Origin of the sequence: Streptomyces sp. NPDC007875 (assembly GCF_042868035.1) — a bacterium.
Lineage (GTDB): Bacteria > Actinomycetota > Actinomycetes > Streptomycetales > Streptomycetaceae > Streptomyces > Streptomyces antimycoticus.
Genome location: NZ_JBIADZ010000025.1, coordinates 60,787 through 75,978 on the forward strand (window position 1 = coordinate 60,787; position 15,192 = coordinate 75,978).

Genomic DNA, 15,192 nt, shown 5'->3' on the forward strand with positions numbered 1-15,192 from the left:
CAGCGCCACCGTCCCTGTTTCAGGCCCGTCTCCGCCCCGACTCTCCGGCCCGATCCTCGCCTCCCCACCTCCGACTCCGGTGATTTGTCGACATCCGAAGGGTGTTTTCCGCCGCAGAAGTGACAGTTGGCGTTGTCTGGTGCACCCAACGCGCCAGTAGCCGCGTAGCTTTGTCGCCAACGCGCCCCCCTTGTCGGAGGATTCGGAGCAGTCTTGTCACGGAAGATCGGCAGTCGGTACACCGCGCACCAGCTCCTGGGGCGCGGCAGCGCCGGCACGGTGTGGCTGGGCGAGGGACCCGAGGGCCCCGTCGCCATCAAGCTCCTGCGTGAGGACCTCTCCTCCGACCAGGAGCTCGTGGAGCGCTTCGTCCAGGAGCGCACCGTACTGCTCGGCCTCGACCACCCCCGGGTGGTCGGGGTGCGCGACCTGGTGGTCGACGGCAATGACCTCGCGCTGGTCATGGACCTGATCCGCGGTACGGATCTGCGCACCCGCCTCGACCGCGAGCGCCGGCTCGCCCCCGAGGCCGCCGTGGCGATCGCCGCGGACGTCGCCGACGCGCTGTCCGCCGCGCACGCCGCCGGGGTCGTCCACCGCGACGTCAAGCCGGAGAACGTACTGCTGGACATGCGGGGCCCGCTCGGCCCCGGCGGTGCGCACCCCGCCCTGCTGACCGACTTCGGCATCGCCCGCCTGGTGGACGAGCCGACCCCGATCCGCGCCCAGCCGGCCCGCGACCGGGCCTCGTCCCAGGGCCGCTCGCCGAACCCGCGCAGCGTGATCGGCACCCCGGACTATCTCGCCCCCGAGATCGTCGAGGGGCTGCCGCCCCGGGCCAGCGTGGATGTGTATGCCCTCGCGACCGTCCTCTACGAGATGCTGGCCGGCTTCACGCCCTTCGGCGGCGGCCATCCGGGCGCGATCCTGCGCCGCCATGTGACCGAGACCGTGGCGCCGCTGCCCGGGATCCCCGACGAGCTGTGGCAGCTCCTCCTCCAGTGCCTGGCCAAGGCGCCCGCCTCCCGGCTGCGCGCCTCCGAGCTGGCCACCCGGCTGCGCGAGCTGCTGCCCGGCCTGGCCGGATATCCGCCGCTGGACATCGACGAGCCCGATGAGCAGCAGGAGGGCGAGCAGCGGGAGGGCGCGGAGGCGGAGACCCCGCACCGCGGCGTCTCCGTGCCCGCCGCCGGACCCGCTCCTACGCCCTCGCGGCGGCGCGGCGCGGTGCCGCTGGTCCCCGGCGCGGTGCCGGACTCCAGCCGCGAGACCCACACCAGCATGCGGGTGCCCAGCGCGGACGAGCTCGCGGGCGGCGCCCACGGCACCGCCCGCGCCCCCCGGGTGCACGGTCAGCGCCGGGCGGGGTCGGCCCGTAACCCCGCGGTCGCGGGCGCGCTGCGCCGCCGCCGGCTCAAGGTGGCCGCGATCACGCTGGCCGCCTTGGTGGCGGTGGGGCTCGGCGGCTGGCTGGTGGCGGGCGGCGACGACGGCGGCGATCAGCCCAAGGGCGGCGAGCACTCCGTCTCCCAGGACCCCGGTACGCCATGACCGGGGACGGCCAGTCTTCCGTAGCGGTTACGCTGGTCCCGTGGCAGTCGTCGATGTATCCGAAGAGCTGAAGTCCCTCTCCTCGACCATGGGGTCGATCGAGGCCGTCCTGGACCTCGACAAGATGAGGGCCGACATCGCCGTGCTCGAGGAGCAGGCGGCGGCCCCGTCCCTGTGGGACGACCCGGAGAACGCACAGAAGGTCACCAGCAAGCTCTCCTATCTCCAGGGGCACCTGCGCCGGGCCGAGGAACTGCGCGGCCGGATCGACGATCTCGAGGTGCTGTTCGAGCTCGCCGCCGACGAGGGCGACGCGGACGCCCGCGCCGAGGCCGAGGCCGAGCTGGAGGCCGTGCGCAAGGCGGTCGACGAGATGGAGGTGCGCACCCTCCTGTCCGGCGAGTACGACTCCCGTGAGGCGGTCGTGAACATCCGCGCCGAGGCCGGCGGGGTGGACGCCGCCGACTTCGCCGAGCAGCTCCAGCGGATGTATCTGCGCTGGGCCGAGCGCCACGGCTACAAGACCGAGATCTACGAGACGTCGTACGCGGAGGAGGCCGGCATCAAGTCGACCACCTTCGCCGTGCAGATCCCGTACGCCTACGGGACGCTCTCCGTCGAGCAGGGCACCCATCGCCTGGTGCGGATCTCGCCGTTCGACAACCAGGGCCGCCGCCAGACCTCCTTCGCGGGCGTCGAGGTGCTGCCGGTCGTCGAGCAGACCGACCACATCGAGATCGACGAGTCCGAGCTGCGCGTGGATGTCTACCGCTCCTCGGGCCCCGGCGGCCAGGGCGTCAACACCACCGACTCCGCGGTGCGGTTGACCCACATCCCCACCGGCATCGTCGTCTCCTGTCAGAACGAGCGCTCGCAGATCCAGAACAAGGCGACCGCGATGAACGTCCTCCAGGCCAAGCTGCTCGAGCGGCGCCGCCAGGAGGAGCAGGCCAAGATGGACGCGCTCAAGGGCGACGGCGGCAATTCCTGGGGCAACCAGATGCGTTCATACGTCCTGCACCCGTACCAGATGGTCAAGGATCTGCGCACCGAGTTCGAGGTCGGCAATCCGCAGGCGGTGCTCGACGGTGAGCTCGACGGCTTCCTGGAGGCCGGGATTCGCTGGCGCAAGCAGCAGGAGCAGGGGAAGTAACCTTCCCGCTCTGCCCCCAACGGGCCCCGTGCACCGCGGTTTTGGTCACAGTCCTGTACCCATGCATGCCGCATCCACTTCCATAGCGGACATCTCGCATGCAATGGCCTTGACGATGATCTGAAAACTGGGAAGGCTGACGCGCGGCATGCGTATGACTGGGGCGCGTGTGAACGGGGGCCGGCGGACCGCCTCAGAGGGATGGGGACCGCGGAGAATGCGACACCCCGAGCCGTTGCCCCGTGCATAGCTGCTCCATTGACGAGTACAGCTACTGGGGGTAGCAGGCAGATGACGAAGAAGACGCGGCTGCGCGTTGCGCGCATAGCTGCCGGTGCGGTGATCGCCGCCGGCGCATCGCTCACCGCCGCCGGCGCCGCATCGGCCGTTGGTGTGGATGTCGGTATCGGCGGTGTGAACGTTTCCGCCAACGCGGACGAGAAGGGCCTGGACGTCGGTGTCGGCATCGGCAACGGCCACGGCAAGCCGACCGACGAGCCGACCTCGATCCCGACGGGCGAGCCGACCGACGAGCCGACCGACCCGCCCACGGACGAGCCGACCGACCCGCCGACCGACGACCCGACTCAGCCGCCGACCGGTGAGCCGACGGATGAGCCCACTCAGCCGCCGACCGGTGAGCCGACGGACGAGCCCACCGACGAGCCGACCGCCGGGCCGAGCTCGCCCGGCCAGGGTGGCGGCGGCGGTGGTGGCGACGACAGCACCTGCACCGTGGACCTCGACAGCACCAACTGCGACGACAACACCGGCACCGACAACGTCGGCTCCAAGCCGGTGGAGCAGGGCAAGGCCAAGGAGCAGCTGGCCGAGACCGGTTCCTCCGAGACCACGTTCCTGCTGGTCGGCGCCGCGACGATGATCGCCGGCGGTATCGGCTTCCGCTTTGTGCCGCGGCTGGTCAACCGCAACAACGTGGCCTGAGCGCGCGCTCTACGCACGGTAAGAGGCCCGGAGCTCTCCAGAGCTCCGGGCCCCTTGTGCGTTCAGAGGGTGTGCCACACCCGATGTACAGCCTGCGTAACGCTCCGTTACGCCGTGGCCATCTCATGCGCGAGCACGGCCACCGCGATGAGCGCCACCAGCAGCGCTATCAGTGCGGCCGGCGTCAGCCCCCCGAAGATGCCGTCCTGCTGCAGGCGCTCCCTGCTGGCCCGGCAGACCGGGCAGCGGCCCTCGCTGACGGGGCTCGCGCAGTTGGCGCAGACGAGCCTGTCGTACGTCATGCGCTTTCTCCTCCCGCGCGGCGGTGCCGCAGTAGACACGGGACCAACGCCCAGCGAAATGGGTTTGTTCCCCTTCCACTGTGCCAGCTTCCGTCCGGTTCGGCGCGCCCCGCACGATTCCGTGCCGCATCCGTACCGGTTTCGTGGCCGTTTCAGCCGCCACGACAGGCAGTTTGTCAACCGTTTGACCCCAATAGTGCAGTGAAGAAACCCACCCACGCCGGACGGCGGACTGCGCGCCCGTGCGCGCTTCGCGTAGGGTCACGCTCACCGACGGGAGCCGCTTCGGCTGCAGCCCGTACCGCTACCCAGGTCACCGTGGTGCTCCAGTGATCCGATTCGACAACGTATCCAAGACATACCCCAAGCAGAACCGTCCCGCACTCCGGGATGTCTCGCTCGAGATCGAGAAGGGCGAGTTCGTCTTCCTCGTGGGCTCCTCGGGGTCGGGGAAGTCCACTTTCCTCCGGCTGCTCCTCCGCGAGGAGCGCGCCAGCCATGGCGCGGTCCATGTGCTCGGCAAAGATCTCGCGCGGCTGTCCAACTGGAAGGTGCCGCAGATGCGCCGCCAGTTGGGGACCGTCTTCCAGGATTTCCGGCTGCTCCCCAACAAGACGGTCGGGGAGAATGTCGCCTTCGCGCTCGAGGTGATCGGCAAGCCGCGCACCGCCATTCGGAAAACCGTCCCCGAGGTGCTCGATCTGGTGGGACTGGGCGGTAAAGACGACCGTATGCCCGGCGAGCTCTCCGGTGGTGAACAGCAGCGGGTGGCCATCGCCCGCGCGTTCGTCAACCGTCCGATGCTGCTGATCGCCGACGAGCCGACGGGAAACCTGGACCCGCAGACGTCCGTCGGCATCATGAAGTTGCTGGACCGGATCAACCGGACCGGCACCACCGTCGTCATGGCGACACACGACCAGCAGATCGTGGACCAGATGCGCAAGCGCGTGATCGAACTTGAGAAGGGCCGCCTCGTCCGCGACCAGTCCCGCGGCGTCTACGGCTACCAGCACTGAAAGGACGCCATGCGCGCCCAGTTCGTCCTGTCGGAGATCGGCGTCGGTCTCCGCCGCAATCTCACGATGACCTTCGCGGTCATCGTCTCCGTCGCCCTCTCGCTCGCCCTGTTCGGCGGGTCCCTGCTCATGCGCGAGCAGGTGAGCACGATGAAGGGCTACTGGTACGACAAGGTCAACGTCTCGATCTTCCTCTGCAACAAGAACGACAAGGAGACCTCGGCCAACTGCGCCAAGGGCGCGGTCACCGAGGCCCAGAAGCAGGAGATCGAGTCCGAGCTCAAGCAGATGAACATCGTCGAGTCGGTGCACTTCGAGACCAGTGAGGAGGCGTACAAGCACTACAAGGAGCAGTTCGGTGACTCGCCGCTGGCCGATTCCCTGACCCCGGACCAGATGCAGGAGTCCTTCCGTATCAAGCTGAAGGACCCCGAGCGCTATGACGTCATCTCCACGGCCTTCGCCGCCCGCCCCGGGGTGCAGGAGGTCCAGGATCAAAAGGCCCTGGTCGACGACCTGTTCAATCTGCTCAACGGCATGAACTTCGCGGCGCTCGGCGTGATGACGCTGATGCTGATCGTCGCGTTGATGCTGATCGTCAACACGGTGCGGGTGTCGGCGTTCAGCCGCCGCCGGGAGACCGGGATCATGCGATTGGTCGGCGCGTCCAGCTTCTATATCCAGATGCCGTTCATCATGGAGGCCGCCATCGCGGGGCTGCTGGGCGCGGGCTTCGCCTGTGTACTGCTGGTGAGCGGGCAGTACTTCCTGGTCAACAACTGGCTGGTGGACAAGATCGATGTGATCAACTTCATCGGCTGGGACGCGGTGCTCGCCAAGCTGCCGCTGGTGCTCGCGATTGGCCTGCTCATGCCCGCGCTCGCGGCGTTCTTCGCGTTGCGCAAGTACCTCAAGGTGTGACATTCGCCTACGGTGCCGTACCGGACAACCCCCGGTACGGCGCCTGTTGGTGCCCTACACTCACCGGCATGTCGGGCCCGTGTTTGTTCGTCCATCCCCGCCGCATTCGCCACGGGGCCGCCCTGACATTGGTCTTCGTGAGCGTGCTCGCCACCGGGGCGGCCGTCGGTTCCTGGGGCGCCGAGCCCGGACCGCGCCAGGCCCCCCAGCCCGCCCGGATGCCGGCTCGGGCCTATGTCGGCGCGGTCGAGAGCGACCAGGTCAAGGCGGCCGCGGCCGCGGCCCAGGAGGACGGGAAGTCCGGTTCGAAGGCCGCCCGTGAGGTGGTCAGCCGCAGCGGAGACCGGTGGGGCGCGGTCTACAGCGCCCGTGAGTACGAGGGCTTCCGCCAGAAGCTCGACGGTGCGTACGTCGGCGTCGGGATCTCCGCCCACCGGGACGCCCAGGGGCGGATCGCGGTCGAGCGCGTCGAGCCCGGCAGCCCCGCCCAGAAGGCCGGGATCCGGGCCGGTGACCGGCTGCGCACGGTCGACGGCAAGAACGTGACCGGGCGGCCCGTCACCGAGGTCGTGGCCCTGCTGCGCGGCCCAGCCGACGGCTCCCCGGGCACCCGGGTGGAGCTCGGGCTGCGGCGTGGCGCACAGAAGTGGACGCAAGAGCTCCGCCGTGCCCGGCTGACCACCGACCCGGTGACCGTCGACCGGCTCAGCGGCTACGACGCCCACAGACCCGGCGCCGTCCGGATCAAGGTCGACTCGTTCACCAAGGGCACCGGAGAGCGGATCCGGCGGGCGGTGCGCTCCACCCCCCGGGGCGACGGCATCCTGCTCGATCTGCGGGGCAACTCCGGCGGGCTGGTCTCCGAGGCCGTCACCGCCGCCTCCTCCCTGCTCGACGGTGGCCTGGTCGCCACCTATGACGTCCGTGGTGACCAGCGAGTTCTCGACGCGCGACCGGGCGGCGACACCGACAGCCCGCTGGTGGTGCTGGTCGACGGCGGCACCATGAGCGCCGCCGAGCTGCTCACCGGCGCCCTGCAGGACCGCGGCCGCGCCGTGGTCGTGGGCTCCCGCACCTTCGGCAAGGGCTCGGTGCAGATGCCGAGCGAACTGCCCGACGGCTCGGTCGCCGAGCTCACCGTGGGCCACTACCGGACCCCGGCCGGGCGTAACGTCGACGGCGAGGGCATCGACCCGGACCTGAGGGTCAAGGGCGACGACGGCCCGTCGGCCGAGGCGCGGGCACGCACGGTATTGAGTGGCCTCGGGGGCGGGTCCTAGTGCGAGAATGGCTTGGCTATGGCTAAAGAGACGGGTCGCAAGCTGATCGCGCAGAACAAGAAGGCGCGGCACGACTATCACATCCTGGATACGTACGAGTGCGGTCTGGTGCTGACCGGGACCGAGGTGAAGTCGCTGCGTCAGGGGCGTGCCTCGCTCGTGGACGGATTCGCCCAGCTCGACGGCGGCGAGGCATGGCTGCACAACGTGCACATCCCCGAGTACAGCCAGGGGACGTGGACCAACCACTCGGCGCGCCGCCGGCGGAAGCTGCTGCTGCACCGGGCGGAGATCGACAAGCTGATCGGCAAGACGCAGGAGACCGGGCACACCCTGGTGCCGCTGGCCCTGTACTTCAAGGACGGCCGGGCCAAGGTCGAGATCGCGCTGGCCAAGGGTAAGAAGGAGTACGACAAGCGCCAGACGCTCCGCGAGCGGCAGGACCGCCGGGAGTCCGAGCGGGCGATGTCCGCGGCCCGGCGGCGGCAGCGGGCCTGAGCTGGGCTCCAGGCGGCGGGAATGATGTGGCCCCGTCGCGCGTTGTTCACCTATGATGGCGCTGTGCCCCTCCGAGGGCGCGGCACCACCTTTGAAAACACCACATGGGGATGATCGGTTTCGACAGCGGCTGTCGAAGCAGGAGAAGCGAGCCGAGGAAGCGGCAATGATCTCGTTAACCATATGTCGCAACCAATAATCGCCAACACCAAGCGCGATTCCTTCGCCCTCGCTGCCTAAGTAGCGACTTGCGAAGTGTCAGCCCGGGGCTGTTCCCGACCCGGATCCTGGCATCAGCTAGGGAACTAAACCACTAAGCCCGGTCACGGGGCGTAGTGGGAAATCAAACAGTGACTGAGCCCGTCGGAGACTTGTCCGCGTGATCTCCGGGGCCGAGAAAATCACAGCGGACTGCGCTCGGAGAAGTCCTGATTCCACACCGGTGGACGCGGGTTCGATTCCCGCCATCTCCACTCATCCCATGTACGACGAGGGCCCCGCCAGCCGGCGGGGCCCTCGTCGTGTTTTCAGGCCCGTGATCAGCCGATGTCCAGGACCGCCTTGCCGTGGAGGCGGCGGTCCAGCAGGGCGGTGACGGCCTCCTCGGCCCGGTCCCAGCCGCCGCGCCAGGTGATCTGGGGGTCCAGGTCGCCCGCCGCGACGCGCTCCGCGAGCCAGCCGAGGTCCGGGCCGATATCGGCGCCGTCCAGCAGGTAGAAGGTGGCGATCGAGCGGTCGTGGCGGCCTTCGTTTCCGTAGAGGGCGCCGAACGGGAAGGTCTCGGGCTGCCCCGTCACATGGCCGACGGAGACCAGAGTGCCGTGCGCGGCGAGTTTGTCGTACGCCGCCACCAGCTGCGGGCCGCCGACGTTGTCGACCACTCCGTGCACCGGCTCGTCGGTTTCGGCCGGGTCCCTGACCACCTGGTGGGCGCCCAGTGTCCGCAGGCCGTCGCCGTGGGCGTCCGGGTCGCCGGTGGAGGCGATGACATGGGCGCCGCCGAGCCGGGCGAGCTGGACGGCGTACCGGCCGACGCCGCCGGTGGCGCCCGTGACCAGGATGCGCCGGCCGAGAGTGTCGCCGATCCGGCGCAGGGCGCGCAGGGCGCTGGCGCCCGCGACCGGGATGGTGCTGATCGCGCCGGGGTCGGCACCGGCGGGCGGGACGCCGAGCATCGCGGTGTCCACCGCGCGCAGCTCCGCCCAGCCGCCGTCCGCGCCCAGGGTGACGACGGGGGTTCCGGCGGCCGGTCCGGAGCCGTCGGCGGCCGCGCGCTCGACCACCCCGGCGGCGTCCCAGCCCAGCACGGTGCCCTCGGGGGCCTCGGTCCGGTGGGCGACCTCGCCGTAGTTGAGGGAGGTGGCGGTCACCCGGACCAGCGCCTGGTGCGGGGCGGGTTCGGGGTCGCCGGCCTCGCCGAGGCGGAGGCCGGCGGGGGCGGAGTGGTCAACGAGCAGGGCGCGCATGACGGTTCGCCTTTCGATGAAGGGTGACGATCACAGTTATGCCACTGAGTGGCAAAAGCGCGCAAGTGGCATCGTCGCCGACGGTTACACTTTTCGCCGTGACTGCCGCTCCCAACTCCTCACTGCGCGAACGCAAGAAGCGGCGCACCCGTCAGGCGCTGATAGACACCGCGCTGGAGCTGTTCACCCGGCGCGGCTTCGGCGGGGTGACGCTGGATGAGCTGTGCGAGGTGGTGGAGATCTCCAAGCGCACCTTCTTCCGCACCTTCACCAGCAAGGAAGATGTCGCGATGGCCCCCGACCAGGACCTGTGGCGGGCCTTCCTGGAGGAGCTGGAGACCGCGGACCCGGGCGCGCTGCCGGTCGTGGAGCTGGGACGGGACGCGTTGCTGGCCGCGCTGGAGCGGGTGGACGACGAGGGCTGGGCCCGGCGGATGCTGCTCAGCCGGCGGCTGGCCGAGCGGACCCCCTCGATGGGCGCGCACGGTCTGCAGTTCTGCGAGGCCACCACGCAGCAGGCGCTGGAGATCCTGCACCGCCGGTTCGGCCTCGGGGGGCCGGGCGACCTGCGGCCCCGGCTGGCCGTGGACATGCTGGTCGCCGCGTTCCACGGGGCGTTGGCGAGTTGGGTGGCGCGGGCCGCTGAGGCCGGCGAGGCGGCTTGTGACGAGCCGCCTACCACGGAGGGTCTGGCCGCTCGCCTCCGTGAGGCGGTAGCCGCCCTTCCCGAAAGCCTCGCCCTGACCACGTCCCCCTGACGACCGGCGCCTCCGCCCGGACCGGCTGCCGGCTGAGCGGCCCGCCCACGGCGGTGACCTCGCGCCCTCGCCCCACGGGCGATGGTCAGCTGAAGGCGATCACTAGGCCGAAGCCGAGAAAGAGCGTGCCGATCAGGGTCATGCCCACCGCCGGGCCCACCAGCTGGCGCCGCATCCACACCCGGGCCTTTTGCGACTCGCCCGGGAGGTACACCACGCCTACTCTCCGGCCGGTCGCCAGCCCCATCCCGATGCCCTGGATCGCGGTCGTGAACTCCACCTCGTAGCCTTGGTGGTCGTGGAACCGGATGACCGGCGTCTGGGTCGGGCTCCGGTTCCGGTCCCGGCGGTCCACGATGTTGGCGACTACCAGCCCCTCCGTACGGAGCCCCTCGCGGCGCAGCCGTCGCACCAGCCGGGTGTCGCGGACGGCGCGGGCGTAGAGGAACAGCCCGATCGTGATGCACAGCACCTCGGCCGCGGGAGCGCCCATCGATGAATCACCTCTCGTCGTCTTCGATTCCCCCGCCCGCCACAGGAGACGTGTTGATCCGGAACTTCGGTTGCCGCCCGCGCGCCCTGTCGCGAAATGACGGGGTGCGGGATCCTCCCGTGACATGAGCAGACCCCTGAAGCGTCGTGTGAGCGGCTGGATCTGGCCCCTCGTCATCGGACTCGCCTGCACCCTCACCTGGAGCTCGCCTGCCGGTGCGGACACCTCCCGCGCCGGGATCGGCGACGCCCTCGACACCATCCTCGCCGACCCCCTGCTGAGGGGCGGCGCGGCCGGGGTAGTGGTCGCCGACGCCGACTCCGGCGCCGCCCTCTACCGGCACCGGGCCGACGACCGGCTGATGCCCGCCTCCAACACCAAGCTGTTCACCTCGGCCGCCGCCATGGGGCTGCTCGGCCCCGACCACCGCTTCGGCACCGATGTGCTGACCGACGGCAGCCGCCACGGCCGTACGCTCCGGGGCGATCTGTATCTGCGCGGCACCGGCGACCCCACGATGCTCGCGGGGGACTACGACCGCTTGGCCAAGAGCGTCGCCGACGCGGGCATCACCAAGGTCAGCGGGCGGCTGATCGCCGATGACACCCGCTTCGACGCGCAGCGGGTGGGCCGCTCCTGGGCGGCCGACGACGAGTCCTCGTACTACGCGGCGCAGATCTCCGCGCTGACGCTGGCCCCCGACACCGACTACGACGCGGGCAGCGTCATCGTGGAGGTCGCCCCGGGCGCGGCCGCCGGCGACCGGCCGAAGGCCACGGTCACGCCGCCGAACTCCTACGTACGGATCGACAACCGCGCGACCACCGGAAGCGGCAGCCTCACCGTCGAGCGGGGGCACGGATCCAACACCATCACCGTCAGCGGTGCGATTCCGGCCGGGGCGGCGACCGCCAAGGAGTGGGTCAGCGTCTGGGGTCCCACCGGCTACGCCGCCTCGGTCTTCGCCGACGCCCTCGACCGGCACGGCGTCCGCGTGGCCGGGCCCACCCGCCTGGGCAGGGCCACTCCGGCGGATGCCCGGACGCTCGCCGCGCACCGCTCCATGCCGCTCAAGGAACTGCTGATCCCCTTCATGAAGCTGTCCAACAACATCCACGCCGAGGCGCTCACCAAGGCCATCGGCTACGCGACGGCCGGTCGCGGCACCTGGGACGCGGGGCTCGGCGCCATCGCCGACTGGCTGAAGAAGCAGGGCGTGGACACCGGCGCGGTGCGCCAGGTCGACGGCTCGGGGCTGTCCCGGATGGACAACATCGCGGCCGGGCGCCTCACCGAGCTGCTGCTGTCGGTGCGCGACGAGCCCTGGTACGCCGACTGGTACGCCTCGCTGCCGGTGGCCTGCGCCCCGGACCGGTTCGTGGGCGGCACGCTGCGGACGCGGATGTGCTCCACCCCGGCGGCCGGCAACGCACGTGGCAAGACCGGCTCCCTGACCGGCGCCTCCGCGCTCTCCGGCTATGTCACCGACGCGGACGGCAGGGAGCTGGTCTACAGCGTCGTCCTCAACAACTACCTCGCGGAGTCGGTGAAGAGCCTGGAGGACGCGATCGTGGTGACGCTCGCGAAGTCCGGCGAGGGCCATGCGGAGGCGGTGCGGCCCCGTGCCGTACGGGGCGCCACGGCCGACGCCGGACTCGAATGCGCCTGGGTCAAGCCCCGGCGCTGCTGAGCGCTAGCCCTAGGCCCTAGCGCTACGGCTACGGCTACGGCATCGGCAGCGTCAGCACCGCCGTCCCCGCCGCCGCCTCGGCCGACGGGCCGCCGGCCACCTCCAGCCGCCAGGGCGCCGAGGTGCCGGCGGCCTCGGCGCGCAGCACCGCCCCCTCCCGGACGACGGTGAAGGTGGCGGCCGTCGTGCCGTCCGGGCGCGGCACCCGCACCGTGACCGGGCGGCCCGCCGCCGGTTCGTACACCCGCAGCGTGATCCCGTCCGCCCAGTCGGCGTCGGGGCGGTCGTCGGCCGCCCCGAACGGAATCACCGCGCCGGGCCGGGCCAGCAGCGGGACGCTGCGGAAGCCGTGGGTCTCGCGCACCCAGCGCGGGCCGTGCACCGTCCGCCCGCTCGGCACATGCGTCCAGACGCCCTCGGGCACGTAGTAGCTCACCTCGCCCTCGTCGTCGAAGACCGGGGCGACCAGCAGATCCCCGCCGAGCATGTACTGCCGCTCCAGGCCCGCGCATCCCGGGTCGTCGGGGAACTCCAGGACCATGGCGCGCATCACCGGGACGCCCTCGGTGTGCGCCTGCCGCGCCGCCTCGTACAGATACGGCATCAGCCGCAGCTTCAGCCGGGTGAAGAAGCGCAGTACCTCGACCGACTCCTCGTCGAAGTGCCACGGCACCCGGTAGGAGGACGAGCCGTGCAGTCTGCTGTGCGAGGACAGCAGCCCGAAGGCGATCCACCGCTTGAACAGGGCCGGGTCCGGGGTGCCCTCGAAGCCGCCGATGTCATGGCTCCAGAAGCCGAAGCCGGACAGCCCCAGCGAGAGCCCGCCGCGCAGCGATTCGGCCATCGCCTCGTAGGTGGACTCGCAGTCGCCGCCCCAGTGCACCGGGAACCGCTGGCCGCCCGCCGTGGCCGAGCGCGCGAAGACCACCGCCTCGCGCTCACCGCGCCGCTCGCGCAGCGCCTCGTGGACGGTGCGGTTGTAGAGGTGGGTGTAGTAGTTGTGCATCCGCTCGGGGTCGGAGCCGTCCGCGTACACCGCGTCGGTGGGCACCCGCTCGCCGAAGTCGGTCTTGAAGCAGTCCACGCCCATGTCCAGCAGCGCGGTCAGCTTGGCCGCGTACCAGGCGCGGGCGTCGGGGTCGGTGAAGTCCACCAGCGCCATGCCCGGCTGCCACAGGTCCCACTGCCACACCGAGCCGTCCGGCCGCTTCAGCAGATAGCCGGCCGCCTTGCCCTCGGCGAAGAGTGGGGAGCGCTGGCCGATGTACGGATTGATCCAGACGCAGATCCGCAGGTCCCGCTCGCGCAGTCGGCGCAGCATGCCCTCCGGGTCGGGGAAGACCCGCGGATCCCAGGTGAAGTCGCACCACTGGTACTCGCGCATCCAGAAGCAGTCGAAGTGGAAGACGGACAGCGGCAGTCCGCGCTCCGCCATGCCGTCCACGAAGCCGCTGACCGTCTCCTCGTCGTAGGAGGTGGTGAAGGAGGTGGACAGCCACAACCCGAAGGACCACGCGGGCGGCAGCGCGGGGCGGCCGGTGAGCGCGGTGTAGCGGCGCAGGATCTCCTTGGGGGTGGGCCCGTGGATGACGTAGTACGTGAGCTCCTGGTCCCGGGCGCTGAACTGGATCCGGGAGACCGTCTCCGAGCCGACCTCGAAGGAGACCCGGCCGGGGTGGTCGACGAAGACGCCGTAGCCCGCGTCGGTGAGGAAGAACGGGACGTTCTTGTACGCCTGTTCGGTGGCGGTGCCGCCGTCGGCGTTCCAGATGTCGGTGGCCTGGCCGTTCCTCACCAGCGGGCCGAAGCGCTCACCGAGGCCGTAGACGGAGGTGCCGACCCGCAGCGCGAGCCGTTCGCGCAGGTGGTGGTGGCCGTCGGGGGTCTCCATGATGCCCATGTCCTTGGCGCCGCTGCTGGTGAGCGTGCGCCCGGCGGCCTCGAGGTCCATCCGCCAGGGCCCGGTGCGGGCGAAGCGCACCGAGAGCGCGCCCGAGGTGAGCCGGGCCTCCTCGGCGTCGCAGCTCACCTCGGCGTCGCACTCCTGGCGGGCGATCTCGAAGGACGGGCCGCGCTCCACCCCGCCGGCGAAGTGGGTGATCCGGATGGCGATGACATCGGGCATGGGGGAGGTGCAGGTCAGGGTGAGGGCGGGGCCCTTGAGCAGATCGCCGCGGTGGCGGACGGGATGGGTGGGGGCGTGGACGGTGAGGGTGCCGGGGCCGGTCTCCACATCGAGCACCCCCTGGGGGTACGCGGCGCGGACGCCCTCGCGCAGCCTCCAGTAGCCGTCGCTGAACTTCATGCGGCCCTCCTCGTTCATTTGACCGCGCCCATGGCGATGCCACGGGTCAGGGTCCGCTGGAAGATCAGGAAGAAGCAGAACGCGGGGAGCACCCCGAGCAGGGCGGCCGCGTTGGTCATGGTGGCGTCCATCAGCCGCTGGCCCTGGAGGACGCCGAGCGCCACCGAGACCGTCTGGTTGTCGTTGGAGATCAGCATCACCAGAGGCAGCAGGAACTCGTTCCAGGTCCAGATGAAGAAGAAGACCAGCAGCACCCCGAGGGTGGGGCGGCTGACCGGCACCACCACCCGCCACAGCACCTGCCACTTGTTGGCGCCGTCGATCCGGGCCGCCTCGATGACCTCCTTGGGGAAGGCGCCGAGCACGGAGGAGAGCAGATAGGTGCCGAAGGCCGACTGGATCACGGTGAAGACGATGATCACGCTCAGCCGGGTGTCGTACAGGCCCACCTGCTTGGACAGGTAGTACACGGGATAGACCAGGGCCTCCTGCGGCAGCATGTTGGCCAGCACGAAGAAGGCCAGTACCCAGGGGCGGCCCTTGACCCGCCCGATGCCGATCGCATACGCGTTGAGCACGGACAGCAGCGCGGCGAGCACCGCCACCGAGCCGGAGATCAGCGCGGAGTTGAACAGCTTCCGGCCGAAGTCGACCCGCTGCCAGAAGTCCCGCAGCCCGTCCAGATGAATCCCCTCGGGCAGGCTCAGCGGGCCGTTCGCCGAGTACTCCGCGGGCGATTTCACCGCGTTGAGGGCCACCACGAGGAACGGCAGCACCATGAGTACGGCCGCCACGGCCAGCGCGGCCAGCA

General features: G+C 70.5%; 14 protein-coding genes and 1 other RNA gene. 10 read left to right on the forward strand and 5 right to left on the reverse strand.

Annotated elements, in window-relative coordinates; genetic code table 11:
• Window positions 1–213: 213 nt before the first annotated feature.
• The 3 genes from ACFYOY_RS37205 to ACFYOY_RS37215 all read left to right on the forward strand — a co-directional run bounded on the left by ACFYOY_RS37205 (window position 214) and on the right by ACFYOY_RS37215 (window position 3,649).
• Complete coding sequence (locus tag ACFYOY_RS37205) at window positions 214–1,551, forward strand: protein kinase (protein WP_351896035.1); 1,338 nt, start codon at window positions 214–216, stop codon at window positions 1,549–1,551.
• Window positions 1,552–1,591: 40 nt separating this feature from the next.
• Entirely contained in the window at window positions 1,592–2,704 is a 1,113-nt protein-coding gene (prfB, locus tag ACFYOY_RS37210; protein WP_093462255.1) for a peptide chain release factor 2, read from the forward strand.
• Window positions 2,705–2,995: 291 nt separating this feature from the next.
• A complete protein-coding gene (locus tag ACFYOY_RS37215) occupies window positions 2,996–3,649 on the forward strand; it encodes a PT domain-containing protein (protein ID WP_388592065.1) in 654 nt (217 codons plus the stop codon).
• A 107-nt stretch (window positions 3,650–3,756) separates the two neighbouring features.
• Here the strand turns inward: ACFYOY_RS37215 and ACFYOY_RS37220 are convergent, their stop codons facing one another.
• Window positions 3,757–3,951 carry a hypothetical protein gene (locus ACFYOY_RS37220; protein ID WP_059144539.1) on the reverse strand — a complete coding sequence of 65 codons (195 nt, stop codon included), beginning with the start codon at window positions 3,949–3,951 and terminating at the stop codon, window positions 3,757–3,759.
• A 329-nt stretch (window positions 3,952–4,280) separates the two neighbouring features.
• On the opposite strand from ACFYOY_RS37220, the gene ftsE reads away from it, so the two are divergent.
• The 5 genes from ftsE (at window position 4,281) to ssrA (ending at window position 8,145) form a co-directional block, all read left to right on the forward strand.
• Window positions 4,281–4,970, forward strand: a complete 690-nt coding sequence (ftsE, locus tag ACFYOY_RS37225) for a cell division ATP-binding protein FtsE (protein WP_078641768.1) — start codon at window positions 4,281–4,283, stop codon at window positions 4,968–4,970.
• 9 nt (window positions 4,971–4,979) lie between these two features.
• Complete coding sequence (gene ftsX / locus ACFYOY_RS37230; RefSeq protein ID WP_020870885.1) at window positions 4,980–5,891, forward strand: permease-like cell division protein FtsX; 912 nt, start codon at window positions 4,980–4,982, stop codon at window positions 5,889–5,891.
• Window positions 5,892–5,959: 68 nt separating this feature from the next.
• Window positions 5,960–7,171 carry a S41 family peptidase gene (locus ACFYOY_RS37235; RefSeq protein WP_351896008.1) on the forward strand — a complete coding sequence of 404 codons (1,212 nt, stop codon included), beginning with the start codon at window positions 5,960–5,962 and terminating at the stop codon, window positions 7,169–7,171.
• An 18-nt stretch (window positions 7,172–7,189) separates the two neighbouring features.
• A complete protein-coding gene (gene smpB / locus ACFYOY_RS37240; RefSeq protein ID WP_211125280.1) occupies window positions 7,190–7,669 on the forward strand; it encodes an SsrA-binding protein SmpB in 480 nt (159 codons plus the stop codon).
• Between the two features lie 106 nt (window positions 7,670–7,775).
• Window positions 7,776–8,145, forward strand: a transfer-messenger RNA (tmRNA) gene (ssrA, locus tag ACFYOY_RS37245).
• Between the two features lie 63 nt (window positions 8,146–8,208).
• On the opposite strand, the gene ACFYOY_RS37250 is transcribed toward ssrA, so the two are convergent.
• Window positions 8,209–9,135: a zinc-binding dehydrogenase gene (locus ACFYOY_RS37250; protein ID WP_388592069.1), complete on the reverse strand. Its 927-nt coding sequence runs from the start codon at window positions 9,133–9,135 to the stop codon at window positions 8,209–8,211.
• Window positions 9,136–9,233: 98 nt separating this feature from the next.
• On the opposite strand from ACFYOY_RS37250, the gene ACFYOY_RS37255 reads away from it, so the two are divergent.
• Entirely contained in the window at window positions 9,234–9,893 is a 660-nt protein-coding gene (locus ACFYOY_RS37255) for a TetR family transcriptional regulator (protein ID WP_351895993.1), read from the forward strand.
• Window positions 9,894–9,978: 85 nt separating this feature from the next.
• On the opposite strand, the gene ACFYOY_RS37260 is transcribed toward ACFYOY_RS37255, so the two are convergent.
• Entirely contained in the window at window positions 9,979–10,386 is a 408-nt protein-coding gene (locus ACFYOY_RS37260) for a DUF3592 domain-containing protein (RefSeq protein ID WP_351895988.1), read from the reverse strand.
• Window positions 10,387–10,510: 124 nt separating this feature from the next.
• On the opposite strand from ACFYOY_RS37260, the gene dacB reads away from it, so the two are divergent.
• Window positions 10,511–12,076: a D-alanyl-D-alanine carboxypeptidase/D-alanyl-D-alanine-endopeptidase gene (gene dacB, locus ACFYOY_RS37265; RefSeq protein ID WP_351895982.1), complete on the forward strand. Its 1,566-nt coding sequence runs from the start codon at window positions 10,511–10,513 to the stop codon at window positions 12,074–12,076.
• Between the two features lie 34 nt (window positions 12,077–12,110).
• On the opposite strand, the gene yicI is transcribed toward dacB, so the two are convergent.
• Window positions 12,111–14,381 (reverse strand): alpha-xylosidase, encoded by a 2,271-nt coding sequence (yicI, locus tag ACFYOY_RS37270; RefSeq protein WP_388592072.1) that lies wholly within the window; start codon window positions 14,379–14,381, stop codon window positions 12,111–12,113.
• A 14-nt stretch (window positions 14,382–14,395) separates the two neighbouring features.
• Window positions 14,396–15,160: a carbohydrate ABC transporter permease gene (locus ACFYOY_RS37275; RefSeq protein WP_050994104.1), complete on the reverse strand. Its 765-nt coding sequence runs from the start codon at window positions 15,158–15,160 to the stop codon at window positions 14,396–14,398.
• Window positions 15,161–15,192 lie beyond the last annotated feature (32 nt).